The sequence below is a fragment of the Bacteroidales bacterium genome, assembly GCA_023228145.1.
GTDB lineage: Bacteria > Bacteroidota > Bacteroidia > Bacteroidales > CAIWKO01 > CAIWKO01.
This window is the reverse complement of record JALOBU010000007.1, coordinates 41698-64485: the sequence shown is the minus strand read 5'-3', so window position 1 is coordinate 64485 and position 22788 is coordinate 41698. Positions and strand designations below refer to the sequence as shown.

The following is a 22788-nucleotide window of genomic DNA, read 5'->3' as shown; positions in this document are numbered from 1 at the left end:
TTTAAAAAATCTCTGAAATAGGTATAATAGCAATACCTAATCCATATTACTTAGGAATGTGATTTCTTTCTCTTTAAATTTTGCCTGCAATTTATATATTCTTTCTTTCCGGATTTCTTTGGTGATTTTTTCATCCAGTTTTTTAGAACGGGTGTTGTCAAATTCCGAATAACTTGCAATTAGTGAATGATCGATGCGTACTTTATCGAAAAGCTGGCTGGATAAATTAAAATCTTCTTCGGTTTCTGAAGGAAATCCAATAATTATGTGGGTATGGATTTCTATATTCTTGTTTATTTTTTTTATTTGTTTTAAAAAGGCAATAACCTCATCAACATTATAGGGCCGATTCATTAAATCAATAATCCGCTGACTGCCACTTTGCATTGGACAAGCTAAAACAGACAATTTGCCCTTTTTAGCAATATCAAAGAAAAAATCTTTATATTTTAATAACCATTGTGGGTTCATTTCGTCAAATGCCCAGGTAGGGCGGTATCCTTTTTCATGTTTTAACAATTCTCTCATTAGAGAAGGCAGATCGGAACCGTTTTCGGTTCCATAAGCGCCAGTATCATCCCCCATAAAAACAATATTATTAAATCCGTTTTGAAGAGCTGTTTTATAAGTTTTAATAATACTTTCGGCCGGCAAACTCCTTAGCTTTCCGACAGCAATCTTTATATTGCAATAGGAACAGGCGCTATTACAGCCATCACATATTTTTATGGACGCGGTTTTTTTAATTTTTTTGTGTTTAAAAATATTTAAAAAAGACCAGATATTTTCTTTAACAGGAACACAAACTCCGTTTGTGAAATCAACTTTGTCAGTATCAAACCTGTTTCCATAAAGCTGATAAGGTTCATCAATTTCATCATATTTGTACTTAAAGTCAGGGAATAACTCATCAATCTTATTGGTCTGTTTTAAAGGAATTGAATGCCCGTTGAAAACTTCTGAAATTTTATCAGGCATCGTTGCTGGTGTGCAACCCAGTATGATTAATTTGCTTTTTGTTTCTTTATCAAGCCAATTAATAGTTTCAAAAGTATTCCCGACCTGGGAATCTATTCCAGAGCAAGAAATGAATAATGAATAATCTGCACCCAGAGGATCATTGCAGAGTTCATAGCCATTTTTCTTAAAATATGCCGCAATCTTTGATGCATCCAAACTGCGCATCTGGCAACCATTATGAGTTATATAAACAGATCCCATTTTGATAAGTTGTTAATTATGTTAGGCAAAATTACATAAAACCCTGTAACGAAATCCTGATATATATCATTTATCATTGAACAGGCAAACAAGAGCTGTAAAAAATTCAGGAAAAATTTTAATTTTGTATTGCAATAATTTCTTTAAATGCATGATAAATTTATTTATACATGCATTTTTCTGATAACTATTTGTGATGAAAAAGAAACTTTTATTGATAGGTGTTGTGGATCTGGAAAGTTACTCAGGTAGGAAAAATGTTTTACCCATTACAGTTATCAAGTCGTGGCAACCTATACAGTTTGGAATTATAGCGGCTATCACACCCGATGATTGGGAAATAGATATGATAGACGAATATTTTGAACCCTTTTCATTCAGAAAAGCCGACCTTGTAGGCATCTCGGCTTCATCAACCAGTATAAACAGGGCCTACAGGATTGCACAGATTTTTAAAAAAGAAAATATTCCTGTTGTAATTGGAGGAATGCATGCCTCATTTTACCCCGAAGAAGCATCGCAATATGTTGATATAGTAGCCGTGGGAAAAGCCGAAGGTGTATGGCAGAATATTTTAAATGATTTTAATAATAAAGCATTAAAAAAAATATATTACAGCGACCCGGATGTCAAAGTAATTTTTAAACCCAAAAGAGATATTTTTAAAAAATACGGTTATTCTATAGGCAATATTATTTCATCAATTGGGTGCCCCAACAAATGTGATTTCTGTAACAGGCCAATATTTCAGAATTATAAATATCACTTAAGAAATGTTGATGAAATCGTTGATGAAATAAAGGAAATAGAACAACATTATTTTATTTTTAATGACGATAATTTCTTTGGAACTACCGATAAGCACATCGAAAGAACTGTTGAGTTGTTCAATAAAATGATTAAGGCAAAAATTAAAAAGAGATGGCTTTGTCACACCTCTGTTAATATCACAAAATATCCTGAGGTTTTAAAACTTGCAGGGGAAGCCGGATGTGTTTCTGTTTTTGTCGGGCTGGAGTCTTTTGATATTGACGAATTATTGCAATTTTCAAAGCACACCAATAAAAAATATGTTGAAGATGATTATAAAAGCGCCATAAAAGTGTTTCATAAAAATAAAATGCCTGTTTCGGGTGCGTTTATATGCGGCGGCGAAAAAGAAACACTCGAAAGTATTGTGAAAAAGGCTCATGCAATCAGAAATACAAAGCTTGATAATATTGTTTATTCTTTTCTGACTCCATTGCCTAAAACACCGCTTTTTGAAAAATATTTTAAAGAAGGGAAACTTCTATATACAAACTTTCCTGAAGATTGGATATATTATAACTTTTTTAATGTTACATTTAAAACGGAACACGGGAGCCCGGAACAGTTTTTTGATGCATACCTCAAAACGATGGGAATCATTTATGGGCATCATAAAGGATTAATAAAAGACGATAATATTTACAGGTTCTTTCTGGCAATTTTAAATACACGAAGCGTTAAAAATGTTATTGACTTTCATATTTTTCAGTCGTTTTATAATCTTGGCGGTTACAGGTCGGTTTTCTGGAAAATTATGTTCAAGTTAAGAAGGCCAAAAATAACTTTTAACCGATAGGTAATTTAAATTATAATTTCCGAGAAAATTTAATGAGTTAATATCTTAATAGGGAACGGCCCATAAAAACAGAAAAATAACGTTGTTTATTTGTGAGTAAATCAGGGGATAAAAACATAAAACAAAAGAAATAATTTGATGATGTTACCGCCGTCTTTTTTTGTTGATAATCTTGGATGCCACCTGAGGTCGCATGATGCTGAAAAAATCAAAAATCATTTACTCGGTAATAAATTGCGCTATACTGAATTATATGAGGAGGCAAATATCGTAATTGTAACGGGCTGCCTTGCTGATACTGTAAAACTTGATCATTCAAACCGGCAAATAACAAAACATATTGAAAGCGGAAAAAAAATTGTTTTAACCGGATGTATTTCTGAAAACGTAGTTCAGAGCCTTAAGGACCATGTAATGTTTATTCCTCCCCGGCATCTTGAAAAAATAGACAAAATAATTGACGATATTTACATACCGTTTCATGAGGCAGGTGAAAACCACAGAATATTCCCCAGTGAAAGCAGCAGGATTTATTATCAATCCATACAAAAATATACTTATAATCATACTTTTTTCCGCAAGCTTTTCAAGAATTTATATCACAGATTGATTTTTAAAAAAAGCAAACCGGAAAATTTGTTTTTTATAAAAATTGGTACCGGATGTGCTTTCAATTGCAGTTTTTGCAATACAAAATTTTGTTTTGATGGTGTGATAAGCAAGCCTCTTCAGCACATAAAAAATGAATACCGGGAATTGATAAGCATGAAAGCCGGAGAAGTTGTGTTTATTTCTGAAGATATTGGCTCATACGGAGCCGATACAGGCACTAACCTTATTGAGATGCTTGCCAACCTGAATAAGTCAGTGCCTTATAATAAAATCAAATGGCATCTGGACGCACTTAACCCGTACTGGTCCATACAATATCGTGATAAATTAATTGAACTAATCAGAAAAAAAAAAATTAAATCTATTGTTTTTACCATTCAGAGTGGAAGTTCACGAATATTGAACTTAATGAACAGATACAATGATGTTGAAAAAATTGAAAAAAACATTAAAGAGCTAAAAAAAACTTGTCCGGCAATGAAACTTTCCGGTTTTTTTATGGTGGGTTTTCCTTCGGAAACAGAGTATGAGTTTGGCGAAACTTTGGATTTTATTAAAAAAATAAAATTTGATGAGGTATTTATATCGTGTTATTCGGAGTTTGAACACTGTCAGTCGGCAAAAATTTTTCCAAAAGTACCTCAGGAAGAAATTATGAGAAGATATGTTTTTGCAAAACAACATTTGGAGAGGTATAATATTTTTTGTAAAAACTAGTAGTGATGAAAAAAAAATTGCTGTTAGTAAGTGTTGTTGATAAAAAATATTATCCGGGGGAAAAGTGCTTTAATCCTAATCCCGCAATAAAAGCCTGGCAGCCGGTTCAGCTTGGTATTATAGCCGCACTGACACCCGAAGACTGGGATATTGAAATTATAGACGAAAATTATGAAGATTTTAAATATACTGAAGCAGGCCTTGTAGGTATTTCTGCTTACACAACAAGCGTTTACAGGGCGTATCAGATTGCACAGGAATACAAAGGGAAAAATATCCCCGTTGTACTTGGTGGTTATCATGCCACTTTTTTTCCCGAAGAAGCTTCACAATATGTTGATGTGGTGGCAGTGGGAAGAGCTGAAGGTGTCTGGCCTGATATATTGAAGGATTTTGAAAGTAAAAGCTTGCAGCCGCTTTATACTTGCGATACGAAAATTCCGGCATTTTTTAAACAAAGAAAGGATATTTTTAAAAAATATGATTATCCTATAGGCACTGTAATGGCATCGCTGGGATGCCCTTATAATTGTGACTTTTGTGCCGGACCTGTGGTGCAGAACCATCATTATTATCTCCGGGATATTGATGAAACTGTTGAAGAAATCAAACAGCTTGAACAGGATTATTTTATTTTCAGTGACGATAATTTTATTGGTTCTTCAAATGCGCACAAAGATAGAGTGGTGATGTTACTTCAAAAAATGATTGAACAAAAAGTAAATAAAAAATGGCAGTGTGCAGCCACAATAAATGTTTCCCAGTATCCAGACTTGTTGAAACTGGCACACAAAGCCGGTTGTGTGTTAATGTACATAGGAATAGAATCATACGACGAAAATGAATTGCTGATGTACAATAAAAGCTCAAATGAAAAATTTTTCGTCAACAATTATAAAAAAGCTTTTCGGGAAATCCACAAAAACAAAATTGCAATTTTTGGAGGATATCTGTGTGGTACTGAGAATGACAATCTTGAGGATTATATGAGAAAAGCGAAAGCTATAATCAGGAGTAGTGTTGATAGTTATACATTTACGTTTGTTACTCCCCTTCCCAAAACAAAACTATTTACTGATTATCTGCTCAAGGGAAAGTTATTGTATACATCATTTCCCGAAGACTGGATTTATTATAATTGTTATTGCGCCACCGTGAAACTTAAAAATGGCAATGAGGTCGAACATCACAGTGCATATAATGAAGCCATGATTAAGTTGTATTCTATGCCTGTTCTGATAAATAAATTTATCAGGGCATTTATGCATATCAGGAGCGTTCATACTACTATTCACGTTTATACCATACTAAAATGCGTACATAACAATGATTCCGCCTCGGTATTTCTTAAAATTATGTACAGGTTTTTTGAAATAAAAAAGAAGAAAACATAACAAATGGTTTAACAAACTGTTCTTTGTTTCTTTAAACCTAAAACAGTTAAAAGTCGCATGAAAAAAAAATTATTGCTTATAAATGCTTTTGACAGAAAGAAATCGGATTTGGAAAATTTGTTCATCCAGAACCCATTTATAAAAGCGTGGAAACCTATACAGTTAGGTATTATTGCAACACTTACGCCCGATGATTGGGATATCGAATTAATAGATGAAAACTATGAAAAATTTCAATTTATTCAAGCTGACTTGGTAGCTATATCCTCTTACACTCATTGTATCAACAGTGCCTATGAAATTGCAAACATTTATAAACAACATAATATACCGGTAGTCCTAGGGGGAATTCACGCTTCATTTTATCCCGAAGAGGCTAAAGAACACGTGGATGTTGTTGCCATTGGGAGAGCTGAAGGCCTGTGGCAAGATATTATTAATGATTTTAATGGAAATACACTAAAAAGCAGTTATTATTGCAAAGAAAATACCCCCGTTTGTTTTAAGCCAAGAAACGACATTTTTAAAAAGTATAATTACCCTTTCGGAACCGTAATGGCATCTTTGGGATGCCCATACAATTGTGAGTTTTGCAATATTCCAAGATTTTTAAATCATAAATATTATTTGAGGGATGTTGACGAGATTATTGAAGAATTGAAGGAAATGGAAGAGGATTATTTTATTTTCGATGATGACAATATTATTGGGAATACTGACTTTCACAAGCAACGTTTGGTGGAACTATTTACCAAGATGATTGAAAATAAAATAAATAAAAAATTTCAATGTGCTGCAACTATCAATATAGCCAAATACCCTGATTTGCTGAAACTGGCCTATAAAGCCGGCTGCGTATTGCTCTATATCGGGATTGAGTCGGAAGATGAAAAGGATCTGTCTATTTTCAATAAACCGTCCAACAGGGAGTTTGCCCTTGATAAGTATAAAAAAGCTTACAGGGTAATTAACAGAAATAAAATTTTTGTTTTTGGTGGAATTATTTGCGGAACAGATAAAGACAGCACTGCAGATATTGAAAGAAAAAAAGAAATATTAGTGAAAAGCGGGCTTACGGCTATTTCTTTAACTTATTTGACCCCGCTCCCCCGAACACAATTGTTTGAAAGGTTAGAACAGGAAGGCCGATTATTATATACATCTTTTCCTGAAGATTGGGTTTACTACAACTGTTATAATGTTACTTTTACTCCCATGCACGGATCGCAATCGGATCACTTTAAAGCATACGTTAACGCCACTTATGATATGTACCATAATAAAAAAAGAGTCATAAGTATTTTTTTCAGAAAATTTTTTAAAGGAATGATACGATCTCGAAGTCTCAGGGCAACAGTAGATGCCCACCTGATGCTTAACATTATTCAAATAAAAACCTATGATACGCCTTTCTTCAGGTTTTTATTTAAATTTTATAAACCTAAAATCAGGTATTGACCAAAAAAGTCTTCTAAAGAAAGAAATAATGTGAAATTTTACCGAAACATCAACAAACAGTCAAAAAGTTTGTCCTGTTTTGTAATTAATCCTTCAGTGGCGAATTCATGAACAGGGAATCTAAGCATTGTTTTTAAGAGAGATTTAAATTCGTCTTCATTATTTAAATATGCGCTTGTTGTTTTCATTGCATTTTCTAAATTTAGCATAATTTGTTTCTGTTCATATTTGCTTAAATATTTTAATTCGCTTTTAAAACTTTCATGTAGCCTGGAATTAAATATATCCAAGAGAGCGTTATTGTTCTCTGTTTTATACAAAGATGAATTCTCAAAACCAGCAGCTTCGGATGCCCATATTTCTAACTGGTTAATCATATTTTCGTAAAAAAGTTTATTTGCCGGAAAGACATTCCAGGGAATACTATTTTGGTGTTGTTTCCATAAGGACAGAATTTTTTTAATTTCTCCTGAGTTTAAATATTTAAGTGATAATTGTTTTGGAACTATTGCAAAAATTACATATACAATATAATTTTTGTTACAGCAATACTCAAATATTGACGGAATTTCTTCCCAATTATCTTTTAGCAAGCAAACATTAATTTGAAGGTTTTTTCCTCTCATTTTCATATAATCAGCAAAATATTCTATATTTTGCAGGGTTGATTTAAAACAAGCACCTCGCCTGATATTTTCATATTTGTTCTCAACAAATGAGTCAACAGATATCATTATATTGAAATTTCCTTTTTCCAGAATGTTTTTAACTCTTTCATTCAAAACGGTCCCATTTGAAGTCAGGCTAATGCATATGTTGTTATTGATTTTTACAATTCTTTCCCAGATTTCATAAAAGATATCTATTAGAAAGGGTTCTCCCCCCAGAAAAAAAGAAGACTTAAGATGTGGAAGGTATTCTTCGATCTGATCAACGAACTTTGAATCGTAGACACATTTATTATCATGGTTCGCACTATGTGTTTTAACATTAACAGAGTTTCCGTTAACACACATTTTACAGGCAAGATTGCAACTGTTGTTAAGCTGAAATTCAAGGTTTTCCGGATATTTACCATAATTTTTTAAAAAATCATACTGTTGATTGGGTTTGTAAATATCAGATACCAACGAACTGCATCCAAGACAACCCCTGGTCAGATTATGTTTTTGTATACATTTTCTTAGATGTTTTATTCTCTTTCCGTTCCAAACCTCGCTGACCGAATTTGCAGGATAATGGCCTAGAACATACATTCTATTATTATAACAGGCATTAATACGTCCGTCCAACGTAAAATACAATGAACCGAAAGGTGCATAACAGAAGGCTTTTTTCTGTTTCACGGATTTATTAAATAAAGATTTGATTTTACCTGCCAACATTTACATGTATGTTTTATAACATTAAGTCATGGTGCCCATAATACAAAAATATGCAATTTTTAAGATATTTTTTGTTAATTTTGAAGCATAAAAAGGCATTGAAACAGGATGAAAAAGAAACTTTTACTAATAAACTGCCTTGACCTGAATGTATATCCTGAAAAAGAAAATTACAACCAACTGCCCATAATAACTGCATACGAACCAATACATCTTGGAATTATTGCCGCATTGACGCCTGACGACTGGGATATAGAACTCTTAGATGAAAATTTTGAACAATTTAACTATATTCCGGCCGACCTGGTTGCTATTTCTTCTTATACAACAAGCATTAATCGTGCTTATTACATTTCTACTCTTTACCGCGAAAAAAACATTCCCGTTGTTTTAGGGGGTATACATGCAACATTTTTCCCGGAAGAAGCCATGCAATATGTACAAACAGTTGCTGTGGGAAAAGCAGAAGGCTTATGGCTCGAAATTATTAGCGATTTCAATGATGGTAACCTGAAGCCAGTTTATTATAGCAATGAAAACACCAGGTTGTGTTTTACCCCAGACAGGAACATCTACAAAAAATACAAATATCCCATTGCGACAATAATAGCTTCAATGGGATGCCCTCACAGATGTTCTTTCTGTGACATTCCTGTTACAAACAAGGAGTATTATTTAAGAGATGTTGATGAAATAATTGAAGACCTGAAACGGGTACATCAGGATTTTTTTATCTTCAATGATGATAATTTTATTGGCAGCACGGATGCACATAAAGCACGTGTGGCAGAACTTCTAAAAAAAATAATTGCGAATGGGATACGGAAAAAATGGATGTGTGTAACTTCTATAAACATTTCTGCTTATGAAAATATTCTTGACCTGGCAAAAAAAGCAGGTTGTGTCATGATGTTTATCGGAATTGAATCGTTTAAAAAAGATGAGTTGAGTGTTTACAATAAAGGCTTCATAAAGAATTTTTCGGATAACCATTTCAGCAAGGCATTTGATGCAATCCACAAACACAAAATAGCCATAACGGGAGGTTTTTTTTGCGGTATTGACGGCGATACGCTTGAAGATATTGAGAGCAAGAAGAACGACATTATTAAAAGCAAGGTTGACAGTTTTACATATACTTTTTATACACCACTGCCCAAGACAAAAATTTATAATGAATTGGAAAAACATGACCGCCTTCTGTATACCTGTTATCCTCAGGACTGGATTTATCATAATCTGAGTTGTGTCATATTTAAACCACAGACGGATACGCATGATGCATACTTTATGTCCTATATGAAGGCGGCGATTGACCTGCATAGCTACAGAGTTTTTTTTAAAAAATTCCTACATTTGATATTCCGGGTGAGAAGTATCCGCCGGACCATTGATGCATTCTTTATATTAAAGAACTTTCATAACAACATTGACCGGTATAGATTTTTCAGAGTACTTTACAAGCATATTAAGTATAATTATTAAATGCTATGAATGATTAAGTTTAAATAAATCTTATGATGATAACAATACTCATAATATTCACTTTTTTAATAGTAACCCTTTTTATATTACTATTTCTTTTGCTTAAAACAGATTTCAAACCGGACTTATTTTATCGCTCATTTCATAAAATAAATGATGTAGAGAACTATTATAATAAATACACTAAGAAATACCTCGAGGTAGTTCCCAGCGCCATACAGTCGCACAGAACGGCGGAAGAACCGGAGATGTTCGAATATTTTATGGCCTCAATGGGTATAAGCGATGGCATGCGCCTGCTTGATGCAGGTTGCGGTGTCTGCGGCCCGGCAGTGTATTTTGCATCAAAATATGACATTCGTATTGACGCCGTGACCAACTCGGAGGTGCAGCTGCAGATTTCAAAAGAAAATATTGAAAAAAACGACCTTTGTGGTAAAATAAGTGTGGTAAAAGGTGACTACCATTTTCTTGACAGGGATTATAATCACGGGGCTTATGATGTGGTATATTTTCTTGAATCTTATGGCCATGCCTGCGACCATAAAAAAGCCCTTAAATCTGCATCAAAGCTGTTGAAAAAAGGAGGGGTGTTGTATATCAAAGATTACTTTAAAAGAGATGTAAAAAACATGAAGGTTATAAAAAAGGTTAGCAGCAATATGAATAAAAAATATTTTTACAACCTTCCTGACTTGTACTACACCCTTCACATATTACGCAACCTGGATTTTGAAATTATCAAAACCGGCGTTCCCCGATTTGAGCATGATATGGGTGAAAAAGCTGTGGAATTTGAACGAAATAACAACATTGACCTTTTTGGCGAATACAAGGTTTACGGGCGTATTGCCTATGCCGACCTGCTGGAACTGGTGTTCAGGAAAACCTAACACAGAAACCCGTGAAACTGAAGGCTGCATATAAACTGACAAAACTTGTACGCTTATCCGACTGGTGGAATTTTATTTTTCCACCCATACTTGCTTTGGCATATATGCAATTTTTTATTTATTATCTTTCTCCGGAAAAGATTGCCCTGGATTTGATGTTGTTTTTTATCAGTTTTGTCGGCACGGCAGCCTATGGTTTTCTTTTAAATGATATTACGGATATTGATGAAGATTTACAAGCCGGTAAAGCGAATTTTGCAGCCACCCTGAAATCTTTCCGGCGGTATTTATTTTTGTTTGTTACAATTGTTATTTCCATACTGCCGTGGTTTTTTCTGCATTATAATATTATTGCTATAAGCCTTTTTACAGCGCAGATTATATTGGTTTCGGTATATTCCCTGCCTCCCTTTCGGATAAAAAGATTTGCACTGGCGGGCATGCTTACCGATGCACTATATTGTAGCCTTATTCCGGCGTTTATTGCCCTCAGTTTGTTCAGGTATCATAATGAAATACCTTCTAAAGGCTGGATTCTTCTGGCCGTGATTTTCATCATGGCTTTTTCAAAAGGAATACGCAATATCCTTGCGCACCAGATAGCCGACCACGACATCGACAGGAATAACCAGCTGATAACCTTTGCTGTGAACAGGGGAGTTCATAAAACGCAAATGCTGATAAATAATTTTTTAATTCCTTTAGAAATCTTAAGCCTTGGTGTTGCAGCTTATTATATTTTAAGTAAAACAGGTGTAAATCTTGTTGTTCTTTTGATTTTAATAGCAGTTTCAGCTGCATATGCCATTTATAAAGCACCAAAACTCAATGTGCATCAGTTTATGCACCGCTACCTTAACGATATTTATGAAGACATAGTACCCCTTTTCTTCCTTGTGTTATTGTGCCTTTTTGACCTGAGGTATATTTTACTGCTGGCTTTTCATGTAGTTATTTTTAAAAATAAACTTATATACTGGCTACTCTCAATTCTTGTGGCCGTAATTTATTCATTTTTATTCAGAAAAGTGCTCATCTGGCTTTATTATAAAATTATTTGGCTGGGGCTGAAGATTTATATAGGTTTGAAATGGATTTACCACACCATGCTTTCGTTTTTTGTCTGGCTGGGTTATAAAATGTTGTGGCTTTATAATTACCCGATAAAATGGTTTTATTACAAACCTGTGAAATGGTTTTATTACAAGGCTTTTTGTAACAGGTATATCAAAAGTGTTTTTGCCGTGTTTAAAAAAAATCGTATTATTGAATAAAGTATTAATTTCTTAATGCCGGGAACAAACCCTTATATTGTAAAAATAAAACAGTCGTTGATGCCGGCCTACAGGAAGTACAATCATATGAAAGCCGGGCTGATACATTTTTTTATGTTTGGCAGGAACCGGGAAATAAATGATATGCTGAGGGACTATAATAAATGCCGTGCCTATGGCCCCAGGAAACATTTCTGTTATGTGCCCATGAACAATGTATTGTTTTCGAAAGAGGGAAAAGTACAGGCATGCAGTTATAATCAGAAAATAATACTGGGGTATTATCCGAAAAAAAGCATCAACCAGATATTGACCGGACCGGTACGCAGGAAACTGATAAAAAAACACCTTGCCAACGAACTTACGGGGGGGTGTGAGTATTGCCTGAATTTTCTGAAAACCCGGAAATTCAACGGCATCAAACCCATGACTTTTGACAAATACAGCAGCGGATACCGGCTTGACCGGCCGCGAGTGCTTGAATTTGACCTGAGCTCCCGCTGCAACCTGAATTGTATTATGTGTAATGAAACCAACAGGGATAAGATACCACCTGAAATTTATGATGATAATTTTATTGAGCAGCTGACGCCTTACCTGAAACATATCAAAGAGGCAAAGTTTTACGGGGGCGAGCCCTTTATGATAAAACAATATTATGATATTTGGGAGAAAATTGTTCAGGAAAACCCGCAAACAAAAATTTTTGTTATCACCAATGGTACTATTTTAAACGAAAATATTAAATCACTACTGGAACGCGGTATTTTTGAAATTGGTGTTTCTATGGATGGCATGCACAAAGAAGTTTTTGAAAAAGTGAGGGTGGGCGCTAATTTTGAACAGGTAATGAAAAATGTGGAATGGTTTTCGGATTACTGCAAGAGAAAAAAAACAGACTTGTCAGTTAGCTTATCAGTGCAACGAGCCAACTGGAAAGAAATCCCGGACTTTATCAATTATTGTAACAAACTCGAGTGCTCGGTTTTTTTCAGCTATGTATACAGGCCCGAAGACTTGTCTTTATGGACGCTGCCTCCTGAAGAAATTGACGGCATCATTACTTTTTTTAATCAATTTAACTTTCCTTCCGAAAGTGAAAAAGAAAAGTACAACCTGAAATGTTATCATGACATTATTACCCATCTGAAATACTGGAAACACGAGAACGAATCAAAAGCAAATATAAATGATATAAAAGACCATGCGGCTTTTTTTGTTTCACGTCTTGAGGCTTATTATAAGAAAAAAAACAGCAAAAATCCCGGCGTTGAAGCTGTGAAAACAAAAGATAAGATAGTTAACGAACTTTCAAAACTGGGTTATGGAGACAAACTTCAGTTTGTTTTTAAAGAGCTTAACACCATGAGAATTGAAGATATATTAATAGGGATGAAAACCATGAAAAAAGAAGATTTGGAAACACAATTAAAAGCATGGCTGAGATAATATAATTACAAGAAAATGCCTTCACTGGATAAAAAAATCATTAGAGAGTATAATGCGACGCGTAGTATTTTTAAACGGAAATACCTGTGTTATGCTCCCTTTACAAACATGTATTTCAATATTCACGGCGATGCGGCCCCCTGCTGGGCCAGTTTTATACAGCCCGACAGCTATCCGGCTCATTCCATAAAAGAAATCTGGAAAGGGAAAAAATTCAACCAGATGAGGCGCGACATCAAGCATTACCGCCTTGAAAACACCTGCGGTGCCTGCCTGACCAACCTGCAGAACGGCAATTATATATCGGTACTTTCCAAAGCTTACGATCTTACGGCTGCTCACGGCAAATACCCTGTGATGATGGAACTGGAACTCGACAATACCTGCAACCTCGAATGCATCATGTGCAAAGGACAGCTATCGTCGAGCATCCGGAAGAACAGGGAAAAAAAACCTCCCTTCTTATCTCCTTACGATGATGCTTTTGTGGAACAGCTCAACGAATTCATCCCTCACCTGAAAGAGATGAGAATGAACGGTGGTGAACCATTTTTAAGTGCCACCTGCAGAAAAATATGGAACAATGTTGCCCGTCTGAACCCTTCACTGAAAATTGTGGTTGCCACCAACGGCACACAATGGAACGACAAAGTGCAAGAGATACTTGAAAGCGGAAACTTTCATATCAATGTTTCCATTGATTCTCTCACCAAAAATATTTATGAAAGTATACGTGTCAACGCGGATTTTGACAAAGTGATGCAAAACTTTGAAAGATTCCATCAATACTGCAAAAGTAAAGGAACCGTCATATGCCTGCTGGTCAATCCCATGAGAGAAAACTGGCATGAAATGCCTGATTTTGTGAATTTCTGCAACGAACGCAATATTCCGCTCTGGTTTAACACCATTCAGCAGCCCGCCGAACACTCGATATGGGCATTGCCAACTGCCAAACTTGAAAATATTTACAATACATTATCCGAAATTCACATCGAGCCTATACAGGACAAACAGGAAAGTTTTCATAACGTAAAAGTTTATAATAACCTTGTTCATACACAGATTTACAACTGGCTGCAGGAATCGAAAATGCCAAAACCGAAGATTCCCTCTGAGCACGGATTAAATGAACAGGATTTTTACGAACGGATGCTGATACTGATGAAACAAAGGAAATTTAATGATACACAGATAAAACATGAAATGGAAATTATACATTCCAAAATAGACGGCATTCTTAGGTTTCTTGAGGCAAACAATATAGATGTGAAAGAAGCGCATCAGTCTATAAAAAATATCCCTGTTGAAATATTATATGATGAGCTGATAAATAACCCTGTTGAGGAATTAATAAAAAAAATAAAATTCTAATGATGATAGTTTTTAATACATAGTGATACAAACGGAATGAACCCTTGCTGATGAAAATTATTACGAATTAATTTTATTTCGCTTTAGATGAAAAAAAGAAAAAAAAGAACCTTGTTAAAGATATTGAAAGATACGGTAAAAAAGTACAAGGCATTATACACGTATTATTTTTCCAAAGAGCCGGTATCTCTTACCAAAGAAATTATCATGGAATATAACACCACGAGATGTGGTATTCATCACCCTGTGTTATGTCATGCTCCTTATACAAATATTTTTTTCGGTTACGACGGAAAAATCGGTGTTTGCTGTTACAACAGGACACATCTGATTGGAACCTATCCCGAAACTTCGATAAAAGCTGCCTGTGCCGGCAAACCCCTGCAAAGCCTGAGAAAAAAAATTGAAAGAGTAGACCTTTTATCGGGATGTTACGGTTGCAGGGTGCAGTGGCAAGAGAAAGCCTATAAAACAGTACTTGCAAAAAATTATGACCATTACAGCATGGGCAGCCCTTTTCCGAAATGCATGGAGTTTGAACTCTCGAACCGGTGCAACCTCCAATGTGTCATGTGCTCCGAAGAAAATTCTTCGTTCATTGCCAGGGAAAGACTGGGGCAGGAAGAGCGACTGAAGCCTTATGACGACAAATTTGTCAGCGAGCTGGAAGCATTCATTCCGCATCTGCAAAGTGCTAAATTTCTGGGCGGGGAGCCGTTTCTTATCTCAATATACTATAAAATATGGGATAAGATTATTCAGCTGAACCCGGCTTGTGAAATTCTGGTGCAGACCAATGGCACTATTCTTAATGATAAAATAAAAAATCTTCTGAGTTCAGGCAATTTTGCCCTTAATATTTCAATGGACAGCCTTAATAAGGAATCCTTTGAAAAAATCAGGGTTAATGCGGATTTTGAAAGCACCTACGAAAACCTTTTATATTTTATTGATTTCTGTAAAAAGAATAAGCGTTATTTCGGAATCACGGCATGTTTCATACAACAGAACTGGAAAGACATTCCTCAACTAATCAATTTCTGCAACGAATATCAGATACCCATAACATTCAATCGGGTGTGGTCGCCTCCCAAATGCGCCATCTGGGAAAGCTCTTATGCATTGATTGATGAAATACTGGGTTATTACCGTCAACAGAAATTTCCTGAAAATAACGAAATAGAAAAAGCCAATCTTCAGGCGTTCACCGACCTTGTATTCCTGCTTGAAAACTGGAAAGAACAAATGAAAGACCTGGAAGAAAGTGAGGAGAAAAATGTTGATACTCCAGAAAGTGAACTGGAAGAGCAAATAAGGGACAGTATTCTGGAGGCCATCAAAACAAAAAATATTTCATCAAAGAGACGTAATGAAATAATGCAAAAGCTGGATTTCTTTTTTCAGAAATTCAAAGGACATCCGCAATACAAAATGCTTTTGCTGAAAACCCTGGAACTTCCGGGCGAAATTTTACAAAGCCAGCTGATGAACAACTCCTTCGACAGAATTGAACAGCAGATAAAAGATATTATTACATAATTGTCTAGTATTGCGGAGCATGCCGGGTAATAAAATAATCAACGGATTGTGGATAGGACGCTGCTTATCGAAAATTGAACTGCTGTGTATCAAATCTTTTTTACGTCACGGGCATGAGTTTCATCTCTGGGTTTACGATATCATAGAAACACCGTTACCGGAAGAACTAATACTGGAAGATGCAGCACAAATTATCTCACGTTCCGATGTGTTCAATTACCATAATAAAAATCAATATGGCCATGGTAAAGGCAGCTATGCCGGATTTTCTGATATATTTCGTTACAAACTACTTTACGAAAAAGGCGGCTGGTGGGTGGATATGGATGTATGTTGTTTAAAACCATTTGATTTTGATGCAGAATATGTATTTCGGACACATCATGATTTTCCGATGGTGGGCAACATCATGAAATGCCCCCGCGGAAGCAGGCTGATGAAAATGTGCTACGAAGAAGCTATCACGCATGTAAATGCCGAAAACACGGACTGGAATAAACCGATCAATATTCTTAATGAGAATATTGCCGGGCTGGGGCTTGAAAAATACATCCTGAACATTTCCAATTCGGATGAATGGGCCGTCATCAGGAATTATTTAAGAAATAATTACAATACCCCCGCTACATGGTATGCCATCCACTGGATTAACGAAGAATGGAGGTCGCGCAAAATCAACAAAAACGCAATAAATAAGAAATCAGTCCTGGGAAAACAGCTCGCAGATAATGGTTTATATAAAAGGCCGTTTTTTGTACACCTTTGGATTAATAATTATAAACTGCATGAATTTAAGCCGCTTTTCAGAATGAAGAAGCCGGGAATGAAGTATTACCATAAAGTCCGTGCATTTGTCATTCATTATTTTTATTACCAGTTTTTTGGTTTTCTAAAATTCCATTTCAGTAAATTATATTATGGTATTACGGGTTTTGTAAAATTTTATGCACAGAAAATATTTTATGGTATCACTGGGTTTGTTAAATTTCATTCCAGAAAGATTATAAGAAAAAAGTAAAGCAGCACTAATGTTTAGAAAGCCTGTATCGTTAACAAAAAAGACTGTTTCTGAGTATAATTCTTTTCGGGAATCGTCAGATTGTAAATACATTTGCCATGCTCCGTTTACAAATCTTTATCTGGGATATGAAGGCAAAATAGGTGTGTGTTGTTATAACAGAATAGATATTTTAGGAATATACCCGGCAGTTTCTTTAAAAGAAGCCTGGATCGGGAAATCGAGAAAAAATTTAATACATAAAATAAAAAGAGTGGATTTATTTCCCGGCTGCCAGCCATGCAAGGAGCAGTGGGAAGAAAAGGCATATAAGACAGTATTGGCAAGAAATTACGACCACCTGAATCCTGATGCAAAATATCCACGCTACATGCAATTTGAACTATCGAACCGGTGCAACCTCGAATGCATTATGTGTTCTTCTGAAAATTCTTCTGCTATAGCAAGAACAAAACATAATATCTCTGAAAGGCTATATCCTTACGATGACAACTTTATTAATGAACTTGAGGAATTTATACCTTATCTTGAGAGTGCAAATTTTTTAGGGGGAGAACCATTTCTTATCCCGATTTATTATAAAATTTGGGATGCCATAATCAAGATAAATCCTGATTGCAACATTATAGTCCAAACAAACGGAACGGTATTAAATGATAAAATAAAAGAGTTGTTAAACAGTGGAAATTATACCGTGAATGTCTCGATAGATTCTTTGGTAAAAAATAATTTTGAACAAATACGGAAAAATGCGGCATTTGAAGTTACTTACAACAATCTTCTTTATTTTATCGGATTTTGCAGAGACAAAAACCGTTTTTCGGGAATTTCTGTATGTTTTATGAAACAAAACTGGAGGGATATCCCACAATTGATAAATTTTTGTAACACCAACAAAGTATTTATTACGTTTAACCGTGTCTGGTATCCCTCTAAATGCTCAATATGGGAAAGTTCGATGGAGCTCATAAATGAAATATTATTATTTTATCAAAGCCAGTCTTTTCCAAAAAATAACGACATTGAAAGAGCAAATTCTTTGGCATTTAATGATTTGGTTAACTTATTGAAGTGCTGGAAAGAAAAGGAGAAAATTAAAGAATCTGACAGACAGGGCTATGCTGACAAAAAAACAGATGAACTTGAAAAGATTATAATTAATGGTATTTTGTCATCATCTCTTTTAACTATAAGGCAAAATGATAAAGAAATTTTACGCAGAATGGATTCTATTTTCAGAGATAATTGTAAAAAACCTTTATATAGAAAGCTTTTATTAAAAATTATTGAAACACCGGAAGAAATGATAGGCAGCTGGTTTTTAAATTATAGTTTAGAAAAAATACAACAACACATAGATGAAGATTTCGATAAATAATTATTTTTTAATAAATACTTTCTTATAACATGATATTAGATTTTTTTAACAGAAAAAAATTAAAAAGGCCGCTGTTGCTTCCTAGTATAGTTAAAAAATACAACATGACACGACCGACAAGTAGCAGAAAGCACCTCTGTTATTTACCCTACACGCAATTATACATCAGTTTTGAAGGTAATATTTACGTTTGCTGCGGGAATCGTAAGTTCTTGCTTGGGAAGTATCCGGAACAATCCCTGCATGATATCTGGTTCGGGGAGCGCGTTCAAAAATTACAACGGCACATTAAAAATAATGACCTGAATCGCGGATGCGGCATGTGTCGTGAACAACTTCTTAATGGGAATTTTGAACTCGTGCTTGCAAGGGGATATGATAAATATGCACCCTATGAATCGGCTTATCCGGTGTCGTTTGAATTTGAATTAAGCAACCAGTGCAATCTTGATTGTATTATGTGTACGCCCGAGTTTTCATCCACTGTTTCGCGGAGGTACGGCATAATACCTGATGAAAAAACTTTTGTTTTTGACGACAAATTTCTGCAGGAGCTCAATGAATTTTTACCCCATCTGAAATTTGTTTCTTTTAAAGGCGGAGAACCCTTCCTGATTAAATTTTATTTGGAAATATGGCAGAAAATAATTGATATTAACCCTGCAATACAAATTAATCTGATATCTAACATTACAGCTTATAACGAAAAGATAAAAATGTTGCTTGACAGGTCAAATTTTTATCTTAATATTTCCATAGATTCGTTTATTAAAGAACGCTATGAAACAATACGCAAAAATGCTGTGTTTGAAAAAACGACAGCCAACCTGAAAGAACTTCTTGAACTAAACAGAACAAAGGGTTATAATCACATTACACTGATGGTTTGTTTTATGACCATAAACTGGGATGAAATGCCGGAGTTTATTCGTTTTTGCAACGAAAATAATATTGCTATCCTGTTCCTTTATATAACATGGCCTGCTCCTCATTTATCTTTAAAATATTCCGGCCCCAAGACACAGCAATATGTTTACGATACCCTGAACAGGGCTGATATCCCGTCAAACACACCTAATGAAAGACATAATAAGGAGACTTATATACAATTACTCAAACAGATCAAAACATGGACAGAAGAGGCTAATTCGTCAAATACATCTATATTATTGTCTCACTACAAGGATTCCCTTGAAAGTTATTTAGAAAATAAAGTTTTATGCGGCTTACCGGAGCCTGAAAAACAAACCTTAAAAACCAGATATAAAAAACAATTCAGTGATTTTATAAAATACGGGACTTATACAGACAATACATTTAATCACAAACTGATAGAAATGCCTCAGGAGAAACTAACTGACCTGCTTTTATCTGGTGCGGAAAACAAACAGATATTTGAAGGTGTTACCGATAATTATAACAAATTATTACTATGAAGAGGTATTTGAAATTAATTGTTTTAAGTATTTTTTTAGTAGTTTTTGTTATTATAGGCTTTTTTCTTAATAACTATCTTGGAAAAGTTGCTACTTTCGAACCTGTCAGTATAAAGATTTCAGGTGTTGAAAGTAAATATCTGAACAAAATTGTGGTAAGTGGTATAACACCCCGGGGCAGGACATTACCCCTGTCTTTTAATAAAACAACCGGAACCTATAATGCTCCCTATGGATTTTTTAAAGGAATAAGTATCGGAGCTAATGATAGCATAATTGATGCCATCACAGCTGTTCAAATAACAACTGGAAAAGAGGTTTTTGATTTTATAAATATCAGCCTTGATAAACATTGGCAAAGAAAATTTGATCTGAACGGTCAGACGGTGTTAATAACACCACCATCATTTAAGACTAAAGCTTCGAAATTATCAATGCTGGCTTCCATCAGAAAATGGGATCAAATTAAAAAGTTGCTATTAATTAATCTGGCAGGAATTATTATATTGTTTTCAATTATTTTTTATAAAAAATTAAATTCTCTGGTTCTTAAAATTTCCCTTACCGTAGAAAAAAAAGTTTCGTTTTATTCCATAATGCTTATTGTTTCTTTGCTTGCAGTTATACCGTTTGTTTTCCTGTCATTTTTCGCTTACCCTTCCCCGGAGGACTATTATATTATAGCAAATATGAGACAGGATATGTTCAATAATCCATTTGCGTCATATCTAAACAAAGACGGCAGATATTTTGCTAATATTATATATTTAATAAATCCGCTAGCGTTTAAAAGTCTTTTAGGAAACAAGCTTTTTATTTTATCTATTATAATATCATTTTGGGGAGTTTGTTGTTTATTTCTACGCAATCTGTTGGGCAGTGAATATAAAATAAGTAAAATTTTAACTGTTGGCTCTTTAATAACTGCAATATTTTTTAATCTTATGCCGTCTGTTTCTACCGGTTTATATTGGTTTTGTGCTGTGATAGTTTATATTATCCCTTTAATGCTTTTAATGTTGCTTATATCGTTACTAATTAATGGGTTCAGAAAAGGATTTACTGTAGCAAGATCAACTTTCATTTTTCTGAGCATTTTCATGCTGAATGGTCTCCACGAAATGTATATTCCAATTTCTATTGCCATATTATTCTTTTCATGTTGTTTTGCTTTTTATAAGTGCTTTAGTTGTAAAAAAATCTTATTGTTGTTTCTGTTTTTTAGCGTGGTTACTGCATCTATAGTGGTTTTTGCCCCGGGGAACATGAACCGTATTTCTGTGTCGCATGAAAATAGTAACGACGTCTCATCGCTACTGGGATTTAATAATTTATTTAAGGCGATAATGTTTTCTATAAATTCAATGTTTATTTCGATTAAAAAATTTTTAATTATTAACCCCGGATTAATTGCATTATCCCTGCTTTTTATACCAGCAGCATCTGAAGTCTCAGGTAAAAATAACCACTTCAAAGGGAATCTGATAATGCATCCTTTTACAACAATTGTCCTATTTTTTCTTTTTATGATACTTCCCGTGCTCCCATACTATCTTGTTGGAGAGAACGGAAATTTATATATGGACCGTCTATTCAATCCCATTTGTTTTTTCTTTATTACTTTATGGTTTTTAAATATACAGGCATATGTATCATTTTTTAAAAGGAAAGCAATACTTAAAGAGTTCAGAATGCTGCCGCTTATTAAAGTATTATTGATTATTCTTTTTATCTCCTCTTTCGCTTTTCCTTCTTCTAATGTGCGACAAGCCTATACAGATATATTTAACGGGGATATTTTTGCATATAAGAAAGAAATGGATCATCGGATACAAAAACTGACACGGACCTATAATAATGTTTGCTGCGGAAAAAAAATAGTTGTTTTAGAAAAAATTCAGCATCAACCTCAAACAGTATTATATCAGGATTTTGAAAAGAATATGAACCTGGGAACTTTTCATTTCAGGCAGGGCATGGCAGCGTTTTTTGGATTAGGGGAAGTCAGGTACGTCAAAGATAACAGCCCTTTTAAAAACACTTGCCATTGTGACCCAATTAAGCAAACAGAAAAACCGGTCATATACAATCAGAATTCAGAAACTCTTTCTTTTTACAAGATTGCCGGGGAAAAAACAAATGACATTGAATCTTTTAAAAAATATTATTTTTGTTACAACATGTATGATAGTACATTTATTGTTGCATTTCCTTTGTCAATCAATAAATTGGAAGATTCTTCAAAAATCAAGATTAATATTACATTTAATAATTCCAAAGACAATTCATTCATAGGAACAAAAAATCTGCAATTTGATTCAAATATTTTTAAAGATTTATTTGTAATAGTTGTATATTCGAATAAGATAAATCCTGAAAATAAAGAAAATAATGATCTTCTGAATGCAATTTATGATGATAGGTTAATTCTTAGGTTTAACTGATATGCCATTCCATCTATTTTGAATAAAAAACACACCACTTCTTTTTTTTGGATTTCAATAGTCTTTCTCGGGATTTCTTTTGTGCAGGCTATTTTATTTTATTTT

16 protein-coding genes are annotated in these 22788 nt (G+C 34.4%); 14 read left to right on the top strand and 2 right to left on the bottom strand.

The annotated features are described in order from the left end of the window. Positions 1 to 36: 36 nt before the first annotated feature. Positions 37 to 1221 carry a radical SAM protein gene (locus M0R16_05110; GenBank protein ID MCK9612261.1) on the bottom strand — a complete coding sequence of 395 codons (1185 nt, stop codon included), beginning with the start codon at positions 1219 to 1221 and terminating at the stop codon, positions 37 to 39. A 196-nt stretch (positions 1222 to 1417) separates the two neighbouring features. Between M0R16_05110 and M0R16_05105 the strand changes: the two genes are divergently transcribed. From M0R16_05105 to M0R16_05090, 4 genes are all read left to right on the top strand, one after another. After that, positions 1418 to 2827 carry a B12-binding domain-containing radical SAM protein gene (locus tag M0R16_05105; protein ID MCK9612260.1) on the top strand — a complete coding sequence of 470 codons (1410 nt, stop codon included), beginning with the start codon at positions 1418 to 1420 and terminating at the stop codon, positions 2825 to 2827. A 138-nt stretch (positions 2828 to 2965) separates the two neighbouring features. Then, a complete protein-coding gene (locus M0R16_05100) occupies positions 2966 to 4156 on the top strand; it encodes a radical SAM protein (protein ID MCK9612259.1) in 1191 nt (396 codons plus the stop codon). A gap of 5 nt (positions 4157 to 4161) precedes the next feature. Continuing rightward, positions 4162 to 5550 (top strand): B12-binding domain-containing radical SAM protein, encoded by a 1389-nt coding sequence (locus M0R16_05095; GenBank protein ID MCK9612258.1) that lies wholly within the window; start codon positions 4162 to 4164, stop codon positions 5548 to 5550. 57 nt (positions 5551 to 5607) lie between these two features. Continuing rightward, on the top strand, positions 5608 to 7008 hold the full coding sequence (locus tag M0R16_05090; protein ID MCK9612257.1) for a B12-binding domain-containing radical SAM protein: 1401 nt from the start codon (positions 5608 to 5610) through the stop codon (positions 7006 to 7008). Between the two features lie 38 nt (positions 7009 to 7046). Here the strand turns inward: M0R16_05090 and M0R16_05085 are convergent, their stop codons facing one another. After that, a complete protein-coding gene (locus tag M0R16_05085; protein MCK9612256.1) occupies positions 7047 to 8393 on the bottom strand; it encodes a radical SAM protein in 1347 nt (448 codons plus the stop codon). A 108-nt stretch (positions 8394 to 8501) separates the two neighbouring features. Here M0R16_05085 and M0R16_05080 point away from each other — a divergent pair, with 108 nt between their 5' ends. From M0R16_05080 to M0R16_05035, 10 genes are all read left to right on the top strand, one after another. Then, complete coding sequence (locus tag M0R16_05080) at positions 8502 to 9878, top strand: B12-binding domain-containing radical SAM protein (protein MCK9612255.1); 1377 nt, start codon at positions 8502 to 8504, stop codon at positions 9876 to 9878. A 32-nt stretch (positions 9879 to 9910) separates the two neighbouring features. Beyond that, positions 9911 to 10771 (top strand): class I SAM-dependent methyltransferase, encoded by an 861-nt coding sequence (locus tag M0R16_05075; protein MCK9612254.1) that lies wholly within the window; start codon positions 9911 to 9913, stop codon positions 10769 to 10771. A gap of 11 nt (positions 10772 to 10782) precedes the next feature. Further along, a complete protein-coding gene (locus tag M0R16_05070) occupies positions 10783 to 12045 on the top strand; it encodes a UbiA family prenyltransferase (protein ID MCK9612253.1) in 1263 nt (420 codons plus the stop codon). 15 nt (positions 12046 to 12060) lie between these two features. Continuing rightward, positions 12061 to 13494, top strand: a complete 1434-nt coding sequence (locus tag M0R16_05065; GenBank protein MCK9612252.1) for a radical SAM protein — start codon at positions 12061 to 12063, stop codon at positions 13492 to 13494. Between the two features lie 108 nt (positions 13495 to 13602). Beyond that, positions 13603 to 14868, top strand: a complete 1266-nt coding sequence (locus M0R16_05060; protein MCK9612251.1) for a radical SAM protein — start codon at positions 13603 to 13605, stop codon at positions 14866 to 14868. Positions 14869 to 14955: 87 nt separating this feature from the next. Then, positions 14956 to 16407: a radical SAM protein gene (locus tag M0R16_05055; protein MCK9612250.1), complete on the top strand. Its 1452-nt coding sequence runs from the start codon at positions 14956 to 14958 to the stop codon at positions 16405 to 16407. Positions 16408 to 16426: 19 nt separating this feature from the next. After that, on the top strand, positions 16427 to 17425 hold the full coding sequence (locus M0R16_05050) for a hypothetical protein (protein MCK9612249.1): 999 nt from the start codon (positions 16427 to 16429) through the stop codon (positions 17423 to 17425). Positions 17426 to 17435: 10 nt separating this feature from the next. Continuing rightward, the gene (locus M0R16_05045; GenBank protein ID MCK9612248.1) at positions 17436 to 18803 is read left to right on the top strand and encodes a radical SAM protein; all 1368 of its coding nucleotides are present in this window, start codon (positions 17436 to 17438) and stop codon (positions 18801 to 18803) included. A 104-nt stretch (positions 18804 to 18907) separates the two neighbouring features. Further along, positions 18908 to 20239, top strand: a complete 1332-nt coding sequence (locus M0R16_05040) for a radical SAM protein (GenBank protein MCK9612247.1) — start codon at positions 18908 to 18910, stop codon at positions 20237 to 20239. After that, positions 20236 to 22683: a hypothetical protein gene (locus M0R16_05035; GenBank protein ID MCK9612246.1), complete on the top strand. Its 2448-nt coding sequence runs from the start codon at positions 20236 to 20238 to the stop codon at positions 22681 to 22683. Before M0R16_05040 ends, M0R16_05035 begins: the two co-directional genes overlap by 4 nt. Positions 22684 to 22788 lie beyond the last annotated feature (105 nt).

Coding starts and splice junctions, on each gene's coding strand:
- M0R16_05085 (MCK9612256.1), bottom strand. CDS start 8,393: ATGTTGGCAGGTAAAATCAAATCTTTATTTAATAAATCCGTGAAACAG.
- M0R16_05080 (MCK9612255.1), top strand. CDS start 8,502: ATGAAAAAGAAACTTTTACTAATAAACTGCCTTGACCTGAATGTATAT.
- M0R16_05045 (MCK9612248.1), top strand. CDS start 17,436: ATGTTTAGAAAGCCTGTATCGTTAACAAAAAAGACTGTTTCTGAGTAT.
- M0R16_05035 (MCK9612246.1), top strand. CDS start 20,236: ATGAAGAGGTATTTGAAATTAATTGTTTTAAGTATTTTTTTAGTAGTT.
- M0R16_05050 (MCK9612249.1), top strand. CDS start 16,427: ATGCCGGGTAATAAAATAATCAACGGATTGTGGATAGGACGCTGCTTA.
- M0R16_05095 (MCK9612258.1), top strand. CDS start 4,162: ATGAAAAAAAAATTGCTGTTAGTAAGTGTTGTTGATAAAAAATATTAT.
- M0R16_05075 (MCK9612254.1), top strand. CDS start 9,911: ATGATGATAACAATACTCATAATATTCACTTTTTTAATAGTAACCCTT.
- M0R16_05090 (MCK9612257.1), top strand. CDS start 5,608: ATGAAAAAAAAATTATTGCTTATAAATGCTTTTGACAGAAAGAAATCG.
- M0R16_05065 (MCK9612252.1), top strand. CDS start 12,061: ATGCCGGGAACAAACCCTTATATTGTAAAAATAAAACAGTCGTTGATG.
- M0R16_05110 (MCK9612261.1), bottom strand. CDS start 1,221: ATGGGATCTGTTTATATAACTCATAATGGTTGCCAGATGCGCAGTTTG.
- M0R16_05060 (MCK9612251.1), top strand. CDS start 13,603: ATGTATTTCAATATTCACGGCGATGCGGCCCCCTGCTGGGCCAGTTTT.
- M0R16_05040 (MCK9612247.1), top strand. CDS start 18,908: ATGACACGACCGACAAGTAGCAGAAAGCACCTCTGTTATTTACCCTAC.
- M0R16_05100 (MCK9612259.1), top strand. CDS start 2,966: ATGATGTTACCGCCGTCTTTTTTTGTTGATAATCTTGGATGCCACCTG.
- M0R16_05055 (MCK9612250.1), top strand. CDS start 14,956: ATGAAAAAAAGAAAAAAAAGAACCTTGTTAAAGATATTGAAAGATACG.
- M0R16_05105 (MCK9612260.1), top strand. CDS start 1,418: ATGAAAAAGAAACTTTTATTGATAGGTGTTGTGGATCTGGAAAGTTAC.